The 20,097-nt window shown below is 50.0% G+C and carries 23 protein-coding genes and 1 riboswitch; of the genes, 7 read left to right on the top strand and 16 right to left on the bottom strand.

What is annotated here, in order from left to right; translation table 11 throughout:
* Position 1 precedes the first annotated feature (1 nt).
* From EQY_RS0104220 to pduA, 16 genes are read right to left on the bottom strand one after another with little or no spacing between them, the layout of a single operon-like run.
* Positions 2–1,345, bottom strand: a complete 1,344-nt coding sequence (locus tag EQY_RS0104220; protein ID WP_001012920.1) for a 4Fe-4S dicluster domain-containing protein — start codon at positions 1,343–1,345, stop codon at positions 2–4.
* Complete coding sequence (locus EQY_RS0104215) at positions 1,342–2,454, bottom strand: 1-propanol dehydrogenase PduQ (protein ID WP_001091430.1); 1,113 nt, start codon at positions 2,452–2,454, stop codon at positions 1,342–1,344. The genes EQY_RS0104220 and EQY_RS0104215 overlap by 4 nt, the downstream gene beginning before the upstream one ends.
* Positions 2,455–2,464: 10 nt before the next feature.
* On the bottom strand, positions 2,465–3,850 hold the full coding sequence (gene pduP, locus EQY_RS0104210; RefSeq protein ID WP_001098298.1) for a CoA-acylating propionaldehyde dehydrogenase PduP: 1,386 nt from the start codon (positions 3,848–3,850) through the stop codon (positions 2,465–2,467).
* Entirely contained in the window at positions 3,847–4,854 is a 1,008-nt protein-coding gene (gene pduO / locus EQY_RS0104205; protein ID WP_001029520.1) for a two-domain cob(I)yrinic acid a,c-diamide adenosyltransferase PduO, read from the bottom strand. The genes pduP and pduO overlap by 4 nt, the downstream gene beginning before the upstream one ends.
* Positions 4,855–4,865: 11 nt before the next feature.
* Positions 4,866–5,141 (bottom strand): propanediol utilization microcompartment protein PduN, encoded by a 276-nt coding sequence (gene pduN, locus EQY_RS0104200; protein ID WP_000549827.1) that lies wholly within the window; start codon positions 5,139–5,141, stop codon positions 4,866–4,868.
* Positions 5,142–5,144: 3 nt separating this feature from the next.
* A complete protein-coding gene (pduM, locus tag EQY_RS0104195; RefSeq protein WP_001017044.1) occupies positions 5,145–5,636 on the bottom strand; it encodes a microcompartment protein PduM in 492 nt (163 codons plus the stop codon).
* A complete protein-coding gene (locus EQY_RS0104190) occupies positions 5,633–6,265 on the bottom strand; it encodes a phosphate propanoyltransferase (protein ID WP_000361050.1) in 633 nt (210 codons plus the stop codon). The genes pduM and EQY_RS0104190 overlap by 4 nt, the downstream gene beginning before the upstream one ends.
* Before the next feature lie 2 nt (positions 6,266–6,267).
* Complete coding sequence (locus EQY_RS0104185; RefSeq protein WP_000814172.1) at positions 6,268–6,690, bottom strand: BMC domain-containing protein; 423 nt, start codon at positions 6,688–6,690, stop codon at positions 6,268–6,270.
* A gap of 23 nt (positions 6,691–6,713) precedes the next feature.
* On the bottom strand, positions 6,714–6,989 hold the full coding sequence (gene pduJ / locus EQY_RS0104180) for a propanediol utilization microcompartment protein PduJ (protein WP_001057757.1): 276 nt from the start codon (positions 6,987–6,989) through the stop codon (positions 6,714–6,716).
* 19 nt (positions 6,990–7,008) lie between these two features.
* Positions 7,009–7,359 (bottom strand): glycerol dehydratase reactivase beta/small subunit family protein, encoded by a 351-nt coding sequence (locus EQY_RS0104175; protein WP_000444017.1) that lies wholly within the window; start codon positions 7,357–7,359, stop codon positions 7,009–7,011.
* Positions 7,349–9,181: a diol dehydratase reactivase subunit alpha gene (locus EQY_RS0104170; RefSeq protein ID WP_001268924.1), complete on the bottom strand. Its 1,833-nt coding sequence runs from the start codon at positions 9,179–9,181 to the stop codon at positions 7,349–7,351. Before EQY_RS0104170 ends, EQY_RS0104175 begins: the two co-directional genes overlap by 11 nt.
* A gap of 9 nt (positions 9,182–9,190) precedes the next feature.
* Positions 9,191–9,709 (bottom strand): propanediol dehydratase small subunit PduE, encoded by a 519-nt coding sequence (pduE, locus tag EQY_RS0104165; RefSeq protein WP_001090588.1) that lies wholly within the window; start codon positions 9,707–9,709, stop codon positions 9,191–9,193.
* A 14-nt stretch (positions 9,710–9,723) separates the two neighbouring features.
* The gene (locus tag EQY_RS0104160) at positions 9,724–10,380 is read right to left on the bottom strand and encodes a propanediol/glycerol family dehydratase medium subunit (RefSeq protein ID WP_000405045.1); all 657 of its coding nucleotides are present in this window, start codon (positions 10,378–10,380) and stop codon (positions 9,724–9,726) included.
* 9 nt (positions 10,381–10,389) lie between these two features.
* A complete protein-coding gene (pduC, locus tag EQY_RS0104155) occupies positions 10,390–12,054 on the bottom strand; it encodes a propanediol dehydratase large subunit PduC (protein ID WP_001256919.1) in 1,665 nt (554 codons plus the stop codon).
* 18 nt (positions 12,055–12,072) lie between these two features.
* Positions 12,073–12,885, bottom strand: a complete 813-nt coding sequence (gene pduB / locus EQY_RS0104150) for a propanediol utilization microcompartment protein PduB (RefSeq protein ID WP_000098932.1) — start codon at positions 12,883–12,885, stop codon at positions 12,073–12,075.
* The gene (gene pduA / locus EQY_RS0104145) at positions 12,882–13,166 is read right to left on the bottom strand and encodes a propanediol utilization microcompartment protein PduA (protein ID WP_001183616.1); all 285 of its coding nucleotides are present in this window, start codon (positions 13,164–13,166) and stop codon (positions 12,882–12,884) included. Before pduA ends, pduB begins: the two co-directional genes overlap by 4 nt.
* A gap of 510 nt (positions 13,167–13,676) precedes the next feature.
* Between pduA and pduF the strand changes: the two genes are divergently transcribed.
* The 7 genes from pduF to ldtA all read left to right on the top strand — a co-directional run bounded on the left by pduF (position 13,677) and on the right by ldtA (position 20,016).
* Entirely contained in the window at positions 13,677–14,486 is an 810-nt protein-coding gene (pduF, locus tag EQY_RS0104140) for a propanediol diffusion facilitator PduF (RefSeq protein WP_001000039.1), read from the top strand.
* Positions 14,487–14,688: 202 nt separating this feature from the next.
* The gene (pocR, locus tag EQY_RS0104135) at positions 14,689–15,603 is read left to right on the top strand and encodes a transcriptional regulator PocR (RefSeq protein WP_000622042.1); all 915 of its coding nucleotides are present in this window, start codon (positions 14,689–14,691) and stop codon (positions 15,601–15,603) included.
* Positions 15,604–15,691: 88 nt separating this feature from the next.
* A riboswitch (cobalamin riboswitch) is annotated at positions 15,692–15,866 on the top strand.
* Between the two features lie 218 nt (positions 15,867–16,084).
* Positions 16,085–16,519, top strand: a complete 435-nt coding sequence (locus EQY_RS0104130; RefSeq protein WP_000849060.1) for a hypothetical protein — start codon at positions 16,085–16,087, stop codon at positions 16,517–16,519.
* 123 nt (positions 16,520–16,642) lie between these two features.
* Positions 16,643–17,188 (top strand): bifunctional adenosylcobinamide kinase/adenosylcobinamide-phosphate guanylyltransferase, encoded by a 546-nt coding sequence (gene cobU / locus EQY_RS0104125; protein ID WP_000973181.1) that lies wholly within the window; start codon positions 16,643–16,645, stop codon positions 17,186–17,188.
* Positions 17,185–17,928 (top strand): adenosylcobinamide-GDP ribazoletransferase, encoded by a 744-nt coding sequence (cobS, locus tag EQY_RS0104120; protein ID WP_024212393.1) that lies wholly within the window; start codon positions 17,185–17,187, stop codon positions 17,926–17,928. The genes cobU and cobS overlap by 4 nt, the downstream gene beginning before the upstream one ends.
* 11 nt (positions 17,929–17,939) lie before the next feature.
* On the top strand, positions 17,940–19,019 hold the full coding sequence (gene cobT, locus EQY_RS0104115; RefSeq protein ID WP_001193769.1) for a nicotinate-nucleotide--dimethylbenzimidazole phosphoribosyltransferase: 1,080 nt from the start codon (positions 17,940–17,942) through the stop codon (positions 19,017–19,019).
* A 61-nt stretch (positions 19,020–19,080) separates the two neighbouring features.
* Positions 19,081–20,016 carry a L,D-transpeptidase gene (ldtA, locus tag EQY_RS0104110; RefSeq protein ID WP_000986317.1) on the top strand — a complete coding sequence of 312 codons (936 nt, stop codon included), beginning with the start codon at positions 19,081–19,083 and terminating at the stop codon, positions 20,014–20,016.
* The last annotated feature ends 81 nt before the right edge of the window (positions 20,017–20,097 follow it).

The following is a 20,097-nucleotide window of genomic DNA, read 5'->3' as shown; positions in this document are numbered from 1 at the left end:
GTTAACCTCTCACAATCGTAATAGCGTTTTCTGTCACATCGCTGACCGTGCCATTAATACTGGCATGAATGGGAGCACCTAATGTGCCGTGTGGAATTTGGCCTACACATTGTCCACGAACGACACGATCGCCTTTTTGTACACACGCAATTGCGCTGGCACCGATATGCTGGCGTAACAATAGAGTCACTTTTTCGGGCTGAGGCACCTGTTCAGACAATGGCGCATCCTGATACCACGGGGTTAATCCCAGTCTGGTTACCAGCCGTTTTACTGGGATCAGCCGATAATTTGCCATGACATCCTCAGGATTTAAGGCACCTTCGTAGCGGAGATTTTTGGCGCGTAATTCCTGCTTAAGCAGGCGGTTTATGCGCATCGGCGAAATACCTACCGGACAGGCGACGCTGGCGCAGACGTTGCACTCCGAACAGGTGAGAGCTGTCAGTAACAGTTGTGGCGTAGCGAGCTGTTGATAGTTAACCGCACGTACTAACAAATGTGGCGACAGTTCGTGACCAATTAAATGACGCGGGCAGAGATCGGTACATAAGCGGCATTGCTCACAAACGGTTTTCGCGACGACAAGTACGCTACGGTCATCCTGCATTCGACGTTGGATCAGTGAATGAGAATTGGGTAAAACCAGCAAGCCGCCAGTGGTTTTGCTGACTGGCGTGTCGAGCGATGTGATCAAACTACCCATCATCGGACCGCCATTGATAAAACCAGGATTATCCACTGTTGCGCCGCCCGCCAGCGCCAGTACTTCGCGTAAAGACATCCCGATGGGAACGGTCACTGTGATTGGTTTAGCCACTGCACCATTAACAGTAAGCGTGCGTCGCGTCACCGGATACTGTTGTTCAACGGCTCTGGCAATATTCAGTACGGTTTGCACATTATTGACCACCACACCGACACTAACGGGTAACGCAGCGGGAGGAACGCGGCGACCTGTTGCCATCCAGATGGTTAGCACTTCGTCTCCTGCGGGGTAAACGTCGGGTAAAATATGCAGGCGGATATCCTGCGGAAGCAATGGTGTGAGTGCGTTTATTGCTGGTTGATACTTCTCTTTCAGCGCGATAATTCCGCTCCTGGCTCCGGTGGCTTTCATCGCATAGTGAACACCACGAAGCAGGCGGCTGGCTTGTTGTGCCATTAACTGTTGATCCACTTTCAACATTGGTTCGCATTCCGCCGCATTCACCAGGAAAGTGTCAACCCGCGCCTGTAGCTTAATATGTGTTGGAAAGCCTGCGCCACCAGCGCCCACGACGCCTGCTGCCTGTACTCGCTCGCGGATCGTCTGTTCGTCAAAGGACATTAACTCGCCGTTCATACCAACTCCTCAAGCATTTCTGCTATAGCGATGGCATCAGCCGCTCGTGGATTGGTACGCAGTGTGGCATCCGCCAGCGCAGCCCGAACCATATCTGGAATACGTGATGACCATTCTGCTTTTTTATCTTTCAGTGCATTGGCGAGAGTCGGCATTGAACAGGCTTTTTTTAGCTGTTCAATATGTTGAATGAGTGCATTCAGGCTTGCGGTGTCATTGGCATCGTCAGGGCATAAATGGCACGTTTTCGCCAGCCGGGCATAGCGTTTGGCAGCACGCGGATCGCCAGCATTAAAACGAATAACCGTCGTAAGCAGGAGCGCATTCGCCAGGCCGTGTGGCAGATGAAACTGCCCGCCGAGTTGATGGGCAATTGCATGATTTAACCCAAGCCCAGCCTGACTAAAGGCCATTCCTGCAAGCGTAGAGGCATTATGCATTTTGCCGCGAGTAGCAAGACAATCGCCTTTATTCACTGCTGTGGGCAGGTAGTGAAAAACAATTTGCACGGCTTTTTCGGCCAGTGCATCCGTGAAGTCACTGGCATGGGGAGAAACATAAGATTCAAGGGCATGGGTTAAAACATCCATTCCGGTATTGGCAGTTATCGCGGCTGGCACACTGACGACCAGCGAGGGATCGAGAACCGCTATATCCGGATAAAGCGCATTATCGAAAAGAGGATATTTAATCCCTTTATCGGGATCGCTGATGACACAGGCGCTGGTCACTTCCGAACCGGTGCCGCTGGTGGTGGGAATAGCAACGCAGGTTTCAATCTCAATAGCACACTGGCGACTAAACCAGACAATCGCTTTTGCGGCGTCCAGTGCAGAGCCTCCGCCAAAACCGATAACCACATCCGGGCGTAAAGTCTGCATTTGTGCAATGCCTTTTACCACAGTCTGGATCGTTGGATCGGGCGTTATTTCGCTAAAAATACTGATGCGGTTGCTATCAGGCAACGACTGACACAACGTGTCAATCAATGGCGAACCAGCCAGGAAGGCGTCGCAAATAATCCAGATGTGCTTATTGGTGAAACGGCTAAGGACTTTGAGACTTCCCAAACCGCTGTATAAACGTGTCTGCAATGAAAAAGTATTCATTTCCGTTTCTCTAGCGAATGGAAAAGCCACTGGTTAACACGCAGCGTCGTGAGCGGGCAAAAGTCCGTGCTGACGTTGTCCCTTCGCCAGTCGGTGTAGCAATGGTGAAGGTCGTAAAGCCTTCGCCGCCGACGCCAATACCCGCCCAGGAGGGGCCGTTTTTGACAAAGATTGAGGTTTGCATAACGCGCGCAGCAAGGTTGAGTCGTGAGACGTTCTGCGAGTGCATAATTGCCGTGTGGTGCAAACCGTCTTCGACTTTCAGCGCCAGGGTGAGGGCGCTGTCAAAATCGTTGACTTTTACAATGGGTAGCATCGGCATCAGTTGTTCACAGGTAACCCAGTTATCATCGGCGTCAACAACGGCAATCAGTAATCGTGGCGTTTTCTGCGGTAGAGGAATTCCAGCCGCTTCCAGAAGATGGCATGGGCTTTTTCCGACCAGTTTTTTGTTGGCGACGCCGTCGGGCAGACAAACGGCGCGCAATTTTTCAGTTTGCTGATGGTTAAGAAGAAATGCGCCAAAACTTTGCATCTGTTGAATTAAATACTCTGCCACTGACGCTACGACAATCAGGCTTTTTTCAGCGATACATGGCAGGTTGTAATCGAAAGAAGCGCCGTTGATGATGTCTTCGGCGGCTTTCACAATATCCGCCGTTTCATCGACGATACACGGCGGGTTACCCGCACCGGCACCAATCACTTTCTTACCACTTTTCATTCCCATCGCGACGATACCCGGACCGCCGGTAATCGCCAGAACGCTGATTTTAGGGTGCGCCATCATCTGTTCGGTGGCTGTAAAGGTCGGTTCAGATACGGTAACGATCAGGTTATGAATGCCACTACAGCGAAACGCGATGTCTTCGATTATGGCAATGAGTTTCAGCGATACGTTTTTGGCTCCCGGATGAGGACTGAAGTAGATGCTATTGCCTGCTGCCAACATGCTGATGCTGTTATTAATGACGGTTTCCGTAGGATTGGTACTCGGCGTGACCGAGCCAATAACACCAAACGGAGAGTATTCAAATAAAACCATGCCACCATCACCGGTTAGTGCCGTGGTGGTTAAATCTTCAATTCCTGGCGTGTTATCAAGTGCCGCTTTGTTTTTTAGATACTTATCTTCTTTATTCCCCATCCCCGTTTCGCTGGCGCTTTCTTCTGCCAGTTCGGTAAGGCGGGGCGTTAATTCTTCGCGAATGGCGCTGATAATGGCGCTGCGGGTTTTAAGCGGACACTGTTGAAAGCGCAAAAAGGCCTGGTGTGCAGCGCAGACGGCCTCATCGACAGTCTGGAAAATACCATTTCTTTGTATTTGTAAGGCACTGGGCATCAGTTTTTCGTGCAGGATATTGCGGATAATCATTTCTAATTCAGTCGTATTCATTGGTTTGCTCCTGCATTAATTGCTGCCATTGCGGCTTGTGCAATATCCATATCTTGTTCAACGCTACCACCGCTGATGCCAAGTCCCCCAAGCAATATCCCGTCTCGCCAGAGAGGAAAACCACCACCAAAAGTGACGACTTTGCCTTGCATATGGCTTTCGAGCCCGTAAAGTGGCGCTCCGGGTTGTACGGCGTCAGCAAGTTTGTGTGTTGCCGTTTTCATCGCCACGGCGGTCCAGGCTTTTTTCGGTGCCAGCTCACTGCTGACCAGCAGTGCATCGGGCATCCGCCAGGTAACACTTTCTGTCCCGTTGGCATCAACAATGCTGATGACTACGGGAATATGTAGTTCATCCGCGCGTATTGCCGCACTACGAATGAGCTGGTGAAGATCCTGAAAAGTGAGCGGCATCGTGCGTTCCTTCAATGCTGGAGTGTGATTGGCTTCGTGATAACGTTTTGTGATTTCCCGAATCATCAGGTTTTGATGAACAACGTTGTCTTCCACGCGGGCGAGGGCATACAAGCAATCGGAAAGTCGGTTGATATAGTGCAACAAAACATGGCGGACGGTGGCTTCCGTTGTCAGTTCAACCAGACGTCTTTCAGCCCGCCGGGCTACCGTGCGGGCGACATGCATACGGCTCGCGGCTTCACAACGACCAGGCAGTATGAAGCTGTGAACTGGAGGGACAGCGTTCATTGCGCTGTCGATCGCTTTTTCCAGCGCGGCAATTTCTTCTGTTCCGATGTAACGCTGCTGCGCTGACGGCTGTTCGCTTTCACTGGCGAGCTCGGCGCTAAACCAAAATATTTGTTGCTGAATAGCTTCCAGTAAGATGCGATGGCTTTCGATGGAGGTGGCGCAATAACACAGACTGAGTGTTGCGTTTAGCTCATCCAGCGTGCCATAGGCTTCGACACGTCGATGAGTTTTACTGACACGCTGTCCGGTAAATAGAGACGTACTTCCTGAATCACCTGTTCGGGTATAAATCGCCATCGTTAAAGTCCTTAGCGTGAAAGCGTATCGACAATGCCGACCACTGCCAGATCAATGGCTTCGTTGGGGCCGGAAAAAACATGTCTGGCGCTGGAGCCGCTGCTGAGGAGTACCAGTTCACCAACGCCTGCGCCGACTGAATCAACGGCAACTTCGTCGCCGGTTAACGGTGTAAGAGGCAATTCGCCGTCGGCACTGACCCGGCGAACCAACAGCAGTTTTTTCCCGATCAGAGAAGGTGATTTTTGCGTGGATACCACCGCGCCGGTGACTCGAGCCAGATGCATGGGTTACTCCTGCCTGATTAACTGAATGTTTCGGGTAATTGCCGCTTCACGCGCAAGTGCGGTCACACAACATTTCCGCTGTAGTACCAGTATCCCCGCGCATAACGGTGCTACGTCGGCATAACTTAAAAGTCGACCACGATGAAGGTGGATTGGTTGTCCTTGTTCGTCGCACCAGCTTAGCGGTAGACGGGCGAGAGTCTTCAATTCAATGGCGTTCAGTAAATGACGCTGCAACGATAATTGAAGGTGCATTCCCCATGCTAACGCCTCGTGAAGGTGGGTTACTGCTCCGCCTGACGTATCGTTCTCTGCAAGCTGTCGCAACAACGGCAGATCGACGTATCGAATTTGTAACGATGCATACTGATGAACTATCTTGTGAACGCTGGCTTCTCGCAGTTGCGAAACGGTCAGCGTGAGTGTTTTTTCCGCACGTTGTTTCAGGCGAAAAATCACTTCGTCAACAATGCGTTGCATCAGCACATGATTCATGGCATCGCCACCAGCATGGCAAAAACGTCAGGATTATCAGCGCCTGCAGCGTTGGCTTCGTCGGTATCAATATGCATTTCAAGACGCATATCCGGTGAGACGCGAACAGCCACGTTATCGAATATCAGTCGTCGCTCATCACCTTCAATGGCGACCGCCACTTTATCGCCATGCGTAACGCCATAAATCAGGGCATCAAGCGGAGACATATGGATATGCCGTTGCGCGACAATTACGCCAGAAGCGATTTCCAGTTCGGCAAACGGACTTATCAGCCGAATCCCCGGTGTGCCGCTGAGATCGCCTGACATGCGTAGCGGAGCGGTGATCCCCAACGTTCTGGCATCTGTCCGGGAAATTTCCACCTGGCTTGCGTTGCGTAGCGGTCCCAACAAGCGAACGTTGTGCAATTTGCCTTTTGGTCCCACCAGCGTAACAACTTGTTCAGCAGCGAATTGACCTGGTTGCAATAACGGTTTTTTCTCGCTGATCGGTTGTTCAGGAAAAAGGCGCACATAATCCGCAGTCGAAAGGTGAATATGACGACTGGAGACGCCCAGAGGGATAGGGCGCTCGCGCATCTCATCCAGAACCTGGCTCACTGTTTCTTGCAAGGTTTGTTTGTCCATTGTTACTCCTCTCGCTTATCGGAGTGGAGGCAAAGTGAACGTGGCTCACCTTTTTGCCGTTGACACGCCGGGTCAAGACACAAATTACAACTGATACTCTCCGGGGTGACTGTGGCTGCTGGTGTTTCGCTAGCTTCAACCCTTACATTCAATGCTTCTGTTGTGCGGGACAGTATTCCCTCTCCCGGACGGGCAATTGCTTTGTGCGCGACAAGGGCATTTCGCTGCCCGGCGAAGCTGGCACCCGTCTCGATCGCTGCATTAACCGAGGCGACGTCACCGGTGATTTTAATGAGCGTCCAGCCTGAGCCATTGGTCTTCTCAAGACCAACCAGCGTGATGGACGCGGCTTTTGCCATAACATCCGCGCAACTGATGGCGAGTGCCAGACCACTGACTTCAAGTAATCCCAGTGATTGCTTCACGCTGTGCTCCTTAGCGAATTGGGTTATGCAGATTTTGGTAAAATGGCCTCAACATCGCTGTGCGGCCGTGGGATGACATGGCAGGATTTCACTTCGCCAACGGCGCTTGCGGCGGCGCTCCCCGCGTCAACGGCGGCTTTTACTGCGCCAACATCGCCGCGCACCATCACTGTGATCAGACCTGAACCAATCTTTTCATAGCCGACCAGTTGTACGTTGGCGGATTTAACCATGGTGTCTGCGGCTTCAATCGCGCCGACTAACCCTTTTGTTTCAACCAGTCCCAGTGCGTTATTCATACGGTGTTTCTCCTGTGGATTATGAGTGGTATTCCTTGAAGGGAATCCCTTTGACCAGCCGGGCTGCGTTATTGCCGGTGCTGCGCCGGGCATAGTTATCTTGTTGATGCATCAGCGTAAACAGTGGCGCTGATGCCGGTAAGTTTTTGTAATGCACAATCAGTTTTTCCTGGTCACAGGCTATGCCAACCAACAGGGGAGACTGACGAGCAGCCTGCCAGGCGCTATCGATGATGTCACCTGATGGAATGTGTTGAATGCGAAAGGGAATACCTTCCTCTTCAATGCCAAGAAGAACCTCATTCCATTTATTGATACAGTCACCGATTTCAGTGACGACAATGGTTGGTGCTCGCTCTTTACTTTCCATGAACCGACGCCTTGTGCCAGGAGATGAGTAGCCCGGTAGCCACCGCATTGCGCGGGCCTTCTCTACCACGGATATTCCCGCGCCCTGCGACCAGTCGATAATGTGCCAACGCATCGGTGACTAACTGCGGGACTTCGAAATCCAGTGAAGAGCCGCCCACCAGAACGACGAACGGAATGTTGCGAATATTTCCACCAGGACTCACCTGACGTAGTGCGCGCAGGGCGTTCGTTACGAAGACCCGCTCTTTTGCACTGCGACGAATGGTTCGCACTTTTTCCAGCGTTATATCACCGGGAATGGGCACCAGTTCGTCGGGTTTCACCACACAAACGCGGGCAAATACCTGAGGGGATAGTGGGGTAGGGAAGAACTGAACGCTGCCGTCTTCATGGCGTAAGTGGAACAGGCTTTCTACTTTTGCCAGTGGGTGTTTTTTGATCTCTTCTGCCAGATAGCGATCATTTAAGCCCAGTTCTCTGGCAATAATCATCGTCACCATGTCGCCCGCTCCCGCAAGGTGAGTGGCAATCATTTCCCCTTTTTGATTGATGATGGAGGCATCGGTAGAACCTGCGCCTAAGTCCAGAATTGCCAGGGGACGTGTAGTTCCTGGGGTAGTTAACGCTCCCTGAATGGCTGCCTCTGCTTCTGCGCCTCCGACCTGAACATCAACATGCAGTTTTTGCTTAATTTCACTGGCGATCATCGCCATTTGCAGACGGTCGGATTTCACCATTGACGCTATACCAACAGCCTGTTCCAGTGAAAATTCGCCTGCCAGACCACCGGTAACGCTGACGGGAACTGAGGTATCTATCGCCAATAAATCCTGAATAAAAATTTCGTTGCTGGGTTTATTGGTCAGCTCCGCCATGGTCTGGCGAACATTTTCCAGCATCCCGCCGATGTTGGTGCCCGGTTCGCCCGTCACATTTTCCAGTTTTGGGCATTCACCGACTGCTTTCATTATTGCATCGGCACCAGCGGCAACATCAACCCGAGTTGTGCGCCCGGCAGAAAGAAACTCGATATTTCCGGCGGGTATCGAACGGGCTTTAACGTCACCAGAAGGCGTTTTCACGACCACAGCTGAACGGTTGCCGATTAGCGCCCGTGCGACAGGAACGATATTTTTAGTCTCTTCAGCATTGAGGGCGAAAACGGTGGCAATCCCATATGGGTTAGAAAGGGTTTCGATAACTTTCCCGGGAACAGCGACTTCAATAGCTGCTAACATGCCGAGCGGAATACGATCGATGTAGAGGACTTCATCAACAATGGGTAAAGGGATTTCCAGGCGATTACTGACCAGTACGCCATCGTCGCGTTGCAGAATGACGCCCGTTAGCTGATATCCGGCACGCACGGAGGCATTTATCATGGTTGCGATATCGGCAAAATCAAAAGCCGATGACACGACCAGAATGTACGGTGTGTCCGCCGGGCGTGTTAACAACTCTTGCGGAGTGATGGTGAGTCCTACACCCAGCCCCACTCCGCCTGGAGTTTTCGGGTTGTGACCGATCATGGTTGATTCAGTAATAATGGTTTCCGTAATGGTTTCCATCGCCACATCGCCAATAACCGGGGTTGCTTCGTTGATACGAATAAGCGAAATATCACTGACATTGATGCCGGCTTTTTTCGTTGCCTGCGCGAGCGCCTCCTGAATGCCATGTACGTTACGCAACGTACCTTTGATTCCGGTGGTTTCTGCCAGGGCGCTGCTCACGAACGACAATTCGCCAGACGTACTGAGCGTTGCCAGCGCAACCTCTGTGGATGAGTTGCCGATATCAATGCCTGCTATATATCGCATAGTTCGCCCTTAATCGTCGCCTTTCAGTTTTTTACGCTCGACATAGAGTTCCGCAGCTTCACGGACAAAAGCGGCACAAATTCTGGCCTGATAACAACGCTCAAGATCGTCGGCAATGGCAATGAGTTCTTGCTTAGTCGAACGATAAGGGCGTAACGCATTGTAGATTTCGAGGATGCGATCATCCGGCACTGAGGTAAGCTCAGCGGCGCGTTCAAAATTCATCGCCAGGCGATCGCGTCCAGCATCTCTGGCAATCGCGGCCTGAATGCGCAACGTTTCCGGGGTTATGCGCATGTCCTGGGCGGTGACTTTATCGCTGAGTACATTTTCCAGAGTGAAATCGTCGAGCGTTTTATTCGTCGCCGTTTTGACCCATTCTGGATGTTTATTTGCCAGCGGGTAATCACTCACTTTTGCGTTCAGTGTTGATGAGTGGGATGGCGCAGAGACAGGAGCTGTATCCTGGAGACTGTTCATTCGGTTCAACACGTCCCTGACCATCGACTCAATTGCATCGGTATTCATGAAGGTTTCCTTTGTTAAAACGTCACGCGCAGTTCTTGCGGTTTTTTGCCAGTGACCACGTACTTAGTCTCTTTGATATGTAAGATGGCGGACTTGGCCTGGTATTTCGGCCGCGCCATTTGATCGTTGAGGGTCGGAACAGGTTGTGGAGACTCGCGCTTCGCATAACGCGCGGCGTTTTTGCCAATCTGGCGATAAGTTTCCAGCGTCAGCAAAGGTGCTTGCGGGAAAAGTTCCAGGTTAGACAAAGGGGGAAGCCCCTGCTGGTGGATAACTGTGGTGCCTTTTGACTGAATACCAATAGCAATGCCGGAACCGCTGAGACGATCGCCTTCAACCGCCACGAAGGCAACATCAGACGATTTAAAGCAGCGAATCACACGGGCTTTAACACCTTCTTCTTCGATACCGGCAATCACTTCGCGCAATATGTTTTTATGCGGAATACCGATGATATTGACGGTTTGCGCCAGGCCAAACGCCGGGCCTACAGCGATAATAACTTCATCTTGCTGAGTGCCTTGTTGGGCTTCGCCAATTTCGGTCAGAACACTTTCGCTATCCGGTGCGGAAGAGACCGGTGCGCGAAATGAAACGGACTTATCGCTGGTTTGCATTTCTGCCAGCACGTCTTCGATTATCTGACGTAGTAATTTTTCGTTAATTTCCATTTCTCACCCTTAGTCAATATCGTTGGGATCAAGTGCACCGGGAATATTTTTGATCTCTTCCCAGCGTTCCCCTTGCAGGCGATAACCTGTAGCCGGTCCGGCGTAATCATTGACGTCATTGACCGCAGAGCGCACTTGTCCGTCATCGACGATAATGGCGGAGGTATGGAGATAGTCGCCGGTCAGTTTTGCTTTTTGCATGTTGAGCATGTCCTGGGCGACATCGGTAAAACCGGCTTGCGCCAGGGCTTTCACCACTTCCAGGCTGTTACGGTTTTTATTGATAATTTCCTGGGCGAACTTGATGTCTTCCACGATGTTGCGCTCTGGCATATCTTTCGAACCGTGGGCATAGGTTGCCGCTTCGACCTCTTCATCGGTGATAGGGGGTAATCCCATACCGGCAAAAACAGCCTGTAAAGCGCGTGCGGCTTTATTGCGGATAGCGATAACATCTTCTTCGCGCACTGGTCGCAGGCCACCATCAACCTTGAGGTCACGTTGAATGACGTTGTAATCATCGAAGTCTTCGGCATCTTCGTTTGAACCAGCAAACATGTTGTCGTAGTTCGGCACAGCGGAAAAACCGGAAGAGATAAAGTCGGTGCCTGGCAGAAACTGCATCAGAAAACGTGCGGTACGGCGCATATCTGAGTGGGTAAAGGTCTGGTCATTACTGGAGGCGCATTCCAGATCCAGTGATGAACAAATTAAGTTTTCCGCCAGCACTGCGCGGATGCCTGACGGCACTGCCGATGGAACGCCGATGCAGCTTACGGAACCGTTCTGTAGACCCTGAACACCTGCGGCTTTGGTGATGTAAATGCAACGAGCCTCAAGGTAAAGCATTGATTTACCTTCCGCATAGCCCATCTGCACTTCAGAGCCGGAGCCGGAAGTAAAGCGCATTTTTAAGCCGCGAGAAGCATAAGATGACGCGAGAAATCCTTTTGACCACGGTGTATCGTCGCCGTCGGTGAAAACAGGTTCCGTGCCGTAGACAGAAATCGTTTCGGCGTAGCAGGTATGGCCTAACATACCGAGTTTCAGTTCGGTGGCTTCCTCCAGTGAACACTGGGTCAACACGCCCGGGCGTCCTACCTGTGAACCGACCAGAAGAGCGATGGCATTGAACGGTGCATAGCGAGCAACGGCAACGGTGGTTTCCTGTTCGTCAAATCCGCGCCATGCGCCTTCAGCCGCGTCGGCAGCAATTTGTACCGGATTGTCTTTGATGTTGGTGACGTGAGCCTGTTGCGATGGTGTTCGACGAGCGCGCATTTTCTGCATCGCCATCATCATCTCTACCACGTTCATCTGTGAAACCACTTCGACGATTTTGGCGGGCGTCATCGCAGTGGTCAGGGGAACAATATCGCTACGTCTGACATTTGGATCGCACAACATATTGGCAAGTTTAACCGAATCCATTGCGATGACTTCTTCGGCGCGCGCGAGATTGATACCGTAGCGGGCGATAAAATGGTCGATCAGGTCAAACTGGCTGGCAGGTTTCCCATCCAGTTCGGTGACGACGCCGTTAACAATTTTGATTGACGGTTTAGGATCGTTCGGGCTTTCCATCGCAATGAAGCCTTCTTCAATCCACTCTTTAACGAAACCGTCCTGGTTGACCGGGCGTTTTGCCAGTGCTTCAAATCTTTTCGATCTCATGAATCTGCCTCAGGGAATTCAGATGTAGGAAGGGCGATCGTTTTTCGGTGTATCGCCGAGAGTCGAAAGTACGGTTTTACCGATTTCGCGTGCGGAGATGACCGCCTGACGGACTGCGCCGGAGTCTCCTGAGATAATCAGGATGACCTCATTGCTAAAGCTGGTGCCATGAGCCGGGGAGCTGTATGCCACGACATCCACATTGGCGGACTTCAGGGCGGTATCGGCCATCAGAACACCCACAGCGGCAGGAGCGCCGACAATAACGCCGCAAGCGCGACCCAGTGGTGCGCCAAACGCTTTTTCCAGTGCATAGCTGGCGCGGGCGGTATATTGCAGTTCCAGATGTCCGGCTTCGTTGGCATAGACATCACCAAAGGTTCTGTCGAGTTCTTTTAGAGCAACTTCAATACCGCGTTTCACGTCGGAAACATCGTTGCCACCTAAAAGGATTAACGAGCCGTGTCCGGCACCGCCTTTAGTATCGCGAGGAAGTTCAATGCTAATAACTTCGGTGTTGGTGGCTTTTACGGCTTCATCAGCGGCCATAATGTGTGGCCCTGCACCAATACGTGCCCCCAGAATGCCAATGGAGCGATAGCGTTTTTCAAGTTTCATCGCGTCCAATAGGGCGCTATCAACGTTTGCAATGACCAGACCTACAGTGTCGCCAATAGCGGTGCCAACAAATTCCGTTAACGTGCAGCTTTTTTCTGCCATAGCCGTCTCTCGTGTTTGATGATTGGTTTCCGGGAGAACCTCATGCTTCGGTGTCGCTACGCGTGCGATGACCTGCGCCATGATCTGTTCGACCAGTTCACTGCTGCTCATGGGTTAATTCCCTTTGGTAAGATTTTTTCGACATCGGTATGTGGGCGGGGGATAACGTGTACGGCTTTCACTTCGCCGACATTACGCGCAGCGACGGCACCTGCATCTGTTGCCGCTTTAACCGCCCCGACATCACCACGAACGATGACGGTCACCAGCCCGGAACCAATTTTTTCGTAGCCGACCAGCAATACATTTGCCGACTTCACCATGGCGTCTGCGGCCTCTATGGCGGCAGTTAATCCTTTGGTTTCTACCATTCCTAACGCTTCTTGTTGCATAAAGACCTCGCCTGGATTTTTTGACGATATGACTATAAAAAAAAGCGAGGAAAAAGAATGGCTGACTTAATCGCTAATGAGAAAAATTAATAGAGGGCAAATATTATAAAATTGCTTTCAGAGATTATATGTTATTCATTTATTGGTTGTTTTTGACGTGGTTTAATGTGAATTAATTGCATTGGGGACGGTGTTTTAATTTGAAATAATACTTCGTCGAGTTTGGTTTTCTGAAATTAACTGTGATATTTGTTTAAATTTTATTATGCAGGTATGGCAATTTTTTATTGTATCAGATTGGCGATATATATAACGCCAATAGTGATGATTGCTGTAGTGAATGCTATAGCAATGACAATAATTTGCTATAGCAACACTATTTTTCCACGAATCTGACATGCATGTTGGCAATATTTTTTCCCGCGCAATTTTTATAGTTGCGTTCGATATACACAACAATCAGCGCATTGTTGGCTGATAAAGAAAAAACTCTGTGAAAAAGGTGTCAGTATGAATGATTCACTCAAGGCGCAATGCGTTGCCGAGTTTTTGGGCACCGGACTGTTCCTCTTTTTTGGCATTGGTTGTTTGTGTGCCCTAAAACTTGCCGGTGCAAGCCTGGGACTGTGGGAAATTTGTATTATTTGGGGGTTAGGTATTTCACTTGCTGTTTACCTTACGGCAGGCATTTCCGGTGCTCATCTTAACCCGGCGGTTACTATTGCTCTGTGGTTGTTTGCCACTTTTCCTGGTCGTAAAGTACTGCCATTTTGTGTGGCGCAATTAGCGGGAGCCTTTGGTGGCGCAGTTCTGGCATATTTTTTATACAGCAATTTGTTTGTCGATTTTGAATCTGCTCACAATATGGTTCGTGGTAGTGCAGAAAGTTTACAACTCGCCAGTATCTTCAGTACTTACCCGGCAGCAGCGATAAATGTATGGCAGGCTGCCTTGGTTGAAGTGGTCATAACGTCCATGTTAATGGGGGTGATTATGGCGTTGACCGATGACGGCAATGGCGTACCCAAAGGGCCGCTTGCGCCTTTACTTATTGGTATTCTGGTTGCTGTTATTGGTGCTTCTACCGGACCATTAACCGGTTTTGCCATGAATCCAGCGCGTGATTTTGGACCAAAAATTTTCACCTGGCTTGCTGGTTGGGGAGAAATTGCGATGACTGGCGGACGTAATATTCCTTATTTCATTGTACCCATTATTGCTCCGGTCATTGGAGCCTGTGCTGGCGCGGCGATTTATCGCTTTCTTATTGCACAAAATTTACCTGTCAATAGTGTTACGCCTAAAGAGAACAGCGAATAGTGAAATAGCCTGGCAGTTATAAACGTTTATTTTTTTAGTGTTTGTGATCTGCTTTCCGAACTTATTAAAAAGTCTCCCGCTTCATGGAGGCTTTTGTTATTGTCCGTTTTGCTTCTCGTCAGTAAATCATTAAGGATGATGTGAAGATTAAATGTAAAACAATTGTTTTGCCATAACAATAAATTAACTGGGAGGTTTTATCATGATTTCTGCGGCGACACTTAATTCAGAACTCATTAATAAAATCGCACAGGATTTTGCGCAGGCGACTAGTCTTGCGGTTGTCGTGGTCAATATCCACGGTGATGAAATCTCCGAGCTGTTTAACTTCACTCCATTTTGTCAGATGATGCGCCAACACCCTCAGCTTAGCACTCGCTGTCGCATGAGCGATCGTTGTGGTGGTCTGGAAGCCTCTAAATCAGATCAGCCTTGTATTTACCGCTGTCATGCAGGGTTAACTGATTTCTCTATTCCTCTGGTGATTGCCGGGCATTTAGTCGGCTTTGTGTTGTGTGGACAAGTTCGCCTGCGTAATGATGATGTTGATTTGATCAATATTCTGAATGTCGATGATTGTTGGCAAGCCGACCCAGAACTACTTAATGAATTTCGCAAAGTTCCTGAGATGGATTACTCGAGAGTTATGGCCTCTGCTGATTTATTGAAGTTGATTGTGGAAAATTGCCTCAAAAAGCAACTCAATTTTGTCGTTATTAAAGAGAATAAACCTCATTCGGGTTCAGTTCGTCAGACCCGTGCGCCTAATCCCCATGATAATAAAATGAAAAAAGCATTGCGCTATATCGATGCACATTTGTCAGACGATTTGCGTCTGGAAGATGTTGCCTCGCATGTTTATCTAAGCCCTTATTATTTCAGTAAGTTGTTTAAGAAATATCATGGGATTGGTTTTAATGCGTGGGTAAACCAACAACGAATGGCCAGCGCGCGTGAGCTGCTGTGCCATAGTGACTGGAGTATCGCCAGTATCGCGCGTAATTTAGGCTTCTCACAAACCAGTTATTTCTGCAAAGTTTTTCGCCAGACGTATCAGGTGACTCCGCAGGTATATCGTCAGCAAATTAGTGAAAATGTAGCAGCGGAAACAGCATAAAGTTAATGTGGAAAATGAGGGATGATTAAATAGACGCTGGCAATATTAATTAACGTTATTTACGTGTTATGGGATAAGTGAGATCAGCTCATAACATACGCTGACAGGTTCGGCACATTTGTGCCTGGGAAGAGGGTGAAAATCCCTCGCAGCCCCCGCTGCTGTAATGCTGACAACCCCGAAAATACCACTGATCGCGAGATTGGGAAGGCCGGGGAAGGATGATGCGAAGCCAGAAGACCAGCCTGTCAGTCAATACCAACAACTTCGGTGGGAAGTGGGTTGTCCGGAAGCGCCCGGTTGAGTATTGGCGCGTCTTTATACCCCTACCACCCTGAGAGGATCAGGGTATGGCGGCATCATTTAGTTCCTTCATTGTAGTGCCGACAGGCACCTGGGCTGCTCTCAATGCGCGGCAATCGTTTTTCATGGTATATCAGCCTGACCGTCATTACAGGAAACGAAGCGGAGGACGGGGGATATGAAAACGATAAAACCCGAATCGATAGCCCTTTTTTGCCTCTCCTCTGGCGATATTAATCTGGCGAAATATCTGGCTGAAATGTTGCCAATGACCTGTTTTGTTGGTGAGGACTGGCAGCAAGGTTTCTTGCCTTTTAAAGGTGGGGCTGTTCAATCGTTATCAGACGCGTATACCGATTATTCAGTGCTGTTATTGATTGCTGAAAACAGGGTCTCCATACCAGAGAATTTCTCTCATCCTGATGGCGCGACGGTAATCGTAATCACACGGCATAATGCCCGTTTGCTGGCTGGTTCGGCTGGTGGTGCAGTAGCATTAATCCATTATCTGAATGAAATATGTCAACGCAGTGAAAATATTGCCAATGACGCATTCTGCCAGACGTTTACACAGGGAAATCGGACTATTTCACAACACCGCCTTCGTTCGTAATGGATTGAGAACGCTGGATTTTTATTTTCATTACGCGCAGTATTAATTGCGGAAATGTTATTACGATCAGCAACGATGGTTCTGGTCAATGAATACCATCATACAATTGAACCAGGAGTCCGTATGATGATTTTGGTGACAGGTGGTGCACGGAGCGGGAAGAGTCGGCACGCCGAGGCGCTTATTGGGGATACTCCACAGGTTCTGTATATCGCCACTTCGCAAATCCTTGATGATGAGATGGCGGCACGGATTGAGCATCATCGGCAGGGGCGTCCGGCGCATTGGCACACGGTGGAACGCTGGCAGCAGCTTGATGAGTTAATTAATGCAGACATTAATCCGCAGAACGCTGTGTTGCTGGAATGCATTACGACAATGGTGACTAATCTGTTGTTTGATTATGGCGGCGATAAAGATCCTGAAGGATGGGATTATGTGGCGATGGAGCAAGCGATAAATGGCGAGATTCAGTTGTTGATTGCTGCCTGTCAACGTTGCCCTGCAAAGGTCGTATTAGTGACCAATGAAGTGGGTATGGGTATTGTGCCGGAGAATCGTCTGGCGCGACATTTTCGTGATATTGCCGGGCGAGTGAATCAGCAACTGGCCGCTGCGGCAGATGAAGTATGGCTGGTGGTTTCGGGTATTGGAGTAAAAATCAAATGAGTAAATTATTTTGGGCGATGCTCTCTTTCATTACGCGTCTGCCTGTACCGCGTCGTTGGTCCCAGGGGCTGGATTTCGAACATTATTCTCGCGGTATCATTACTTTTCCCTTAATTGGGTTATTGCTTGGTGCGATTAGTGGGCTGGTCTTCATGGTGTTGCAGGTATGGTGTGGTGTACCACTGGCGGCACTATTTAGCGTGCTGGTTCTGGCGCTGATGACAGGGGGATTCCACCTGGACGGTCTGGCAGATACCTGTGATGGTGTATTTTCTGCACGTAGCCGAGATCGTATGTTGGAAATCATGCGTGATAGCCGTTTAGGCACCCACGGCGGTCTGGCATTGATTTTTGTTGTGCTGGGAAAGATTTTGATTTTGAGCGAACTGGCTCTGCGTGGTGAGCCTATCCTGGCATCGCTGGCTGCAGCATGTGCTGTCAGCCGTGGTACTGCCGCATTATTGATGTATCGTCATCGTTATGCCCGGGAAGAAGGGCTTGGCAATGTGTTCATTGGCAAAATTGATGGGCGACAAACCTGCGTCACCCTAGGCTTAGCCGTAATTTTTGCTGCTGTATTGCTGCCTGGTATGCATGGTGTGGCTGCTATGGTGGTGACGATGGTGGCAATTTTCATCCTCGGTCAGCTTTTCAAACGTACTCTGGGCGGGCAAACCGGCGATACGCTGGGAGCTGCCATAGAGCTTGGTGAGCTGGTCTTTCTGCTGGCGCTGCTATAAAGAGACGCAACATGCAAACACTTGCCGATTTACTGAATACGATCCCGGCCATCGATCATGCTGCTATGTCGCGCGCACAACGGCATATTGACGGGTTACTCAAACCCGTCGGTAGTCTGGGAAGGCTGGAGGCGCTTGCCGTACAACTGGCAGGAATGCCGGGGCTGAATGGTGTTCCTCATGTGGGTAAAAAAGCGGTAGTGGTTATGTGTGCCGATCACGGCGTCTGGGATGAAGGTGTCGCTATTTCCCCGAAAGCGGTGACAGCCATTCAGGCTGAAAATATGACACGCGGAACAACCGGCGTGTGTGTTCTGGCAGCACAGGCGGGGGCTAAAGTTCATGTAATTGATGTAGGGATAGATACTGCGGAGCCAATACCCGGACTTATCAACATGCGTGTCGCTCGAGGTAGTGGCAATATAGCTTCAGGTCCTGCAATGAGCCGCTGTCAGGTTGAAGAGTTGCTTCTGGAAGTCATTCGTTATACGCGTGAACTGGCGAAAAATGGCGTCACGTTGTTTGGCGTGGGTGAGCTGGGAATGGCAAACACGACGCCGGCTGCGGCGATAGTCAGCACAATTACTGGACGCGATCCCGAAGAAGTGGTTGGTATTGGCGCAAATCTGCCGACAGATAAACTGGCAAACAAAGTTGATGTTGTTCGTCGGGCAATTACGTTGAATCAACCGAATCCGCTGGATGGTGTTGATGTACTGGCAAAAGTTGGTGGATTTGATTTGGTCGGAATGGCTGGCGTGATCTCAGGAGCCGCTTCCTGTGGTTTACCCGTGTTGTTGGATGGCTTTCTTTCTTATGCCGCCGCGCTTGCTGCGTGCCAGATGTCACCTGCAATCAAACCGTATCTTATTCCTTCCCATTTGTCGGCAGAAAAAGGGGCGCGTATTGCATTGGCACATTTGGAGCTGGAGCCGTATATCAATATGGAAATGCGTTTAGGTGAGGGGAGTGGTGCGGCGCTGGCGATACCCATCATCGAAGCTGCTTGCGCGATATACAACAACATGGGCGAACTTGCTGCCAGCAACATTATTCTACCGGGGAATACAACTTCTGAATTGAACAGCTAAAAACGAAAAGTCTGATAAAAGCTATACTTATCGGATGGCTTTCGCGACTTAGGAAAGGGATATGATGCGTCGTGTAAATATTCTTTGTTCATTTGCTCTGCTTTTTGCCAGTCATAATAGCCTGGCGGTAACTTATCCATTACCCTCTGAGGGGAGTCGTTTAGTGGGGCAGCAACTTACAGTAACGGTTCCCGATCACAATACCCAGCCGCTGGAAACTTTTGCCGCGCAGTACGGACAAGGGCTGAGTAATATGCTGGAAGCGAATCCGGGGGCTGATGTTTTCTTGCCGAAGTCTGGTTCGCAGCTCACCATTCCGCAGCAACTGATTCTGCCCGCCACTGTGCGAAAAGGAATTGTGGTTAACGTCGCCGAGATGCGTCTGTATTACTACCCACCAGACAGTAATACTGTGGAAGTGTTTCCTATTGGTATTGGTCAGGCTGGACGAGAAACCCCGCGTAATTGGGTGACAGCCGTTGAGCGTAAACAAGAAGCACCAACCTGGACGCCAACCCCTAACACTCGTCGTGAATATGCAAAGCGTGGGGAGAGTCTGCCTGCATTTGTCCCAGCCGGACCCGATAATCCTATGGGGTTGTACGCTATTTATATCGGCAGGTTATATGCCATTCACGGTACTAATGCCAATTTTGGGATTGGCCTACGGGTAAGTCAGGGTTGTATTCGTCTGCGCAATGACGATATCAAATATCTGTTTGATAATGTCCCGGTAGGGACGCGCGTGCAACTTATTGATCAGCCAGTGAAATACACAACGGAGCCGGATGGTTCAAAGTGGCTGGAAGTTCATGAGCCGCTGTCGCGCAATCGTGCAGAATATGAGTCCGACCGAAAAGTGCCATTGCCGGTAACCCCATCTTTGCGGGCGTTTATCAACGGGCAAGAAGTTGATGTGAATCGCGCGAATGCTGCGTTGCAACGTCGATCGGGAATGCCAGTACAAATTAACTCTGGCTCAAAGCAGATGTTTTAAAATAGCTGTTGTATAAAAAGCAAAAAGCCTGCTTTAAAGCAGGCTTTTTTGAATTTGGCTCCTCTGACTGGACTCGAACCA

The sequence above is a fragment of the Escherichia sp. TW14182 genome (assembly GCF_000208525.1).
Taxonomy (GTDB): Bacteria; Pseudomonadota; Gammaproteobacteria; order Enterobacterales; family Enterobacteriaceae; genus Escherichia; species Escherichia ruysiae.
The sequence above is the reverse complement of the archived record's forward strand: the minus strand, read 5'-3'. Positions and strand labels throughout refer to the sequence as shown.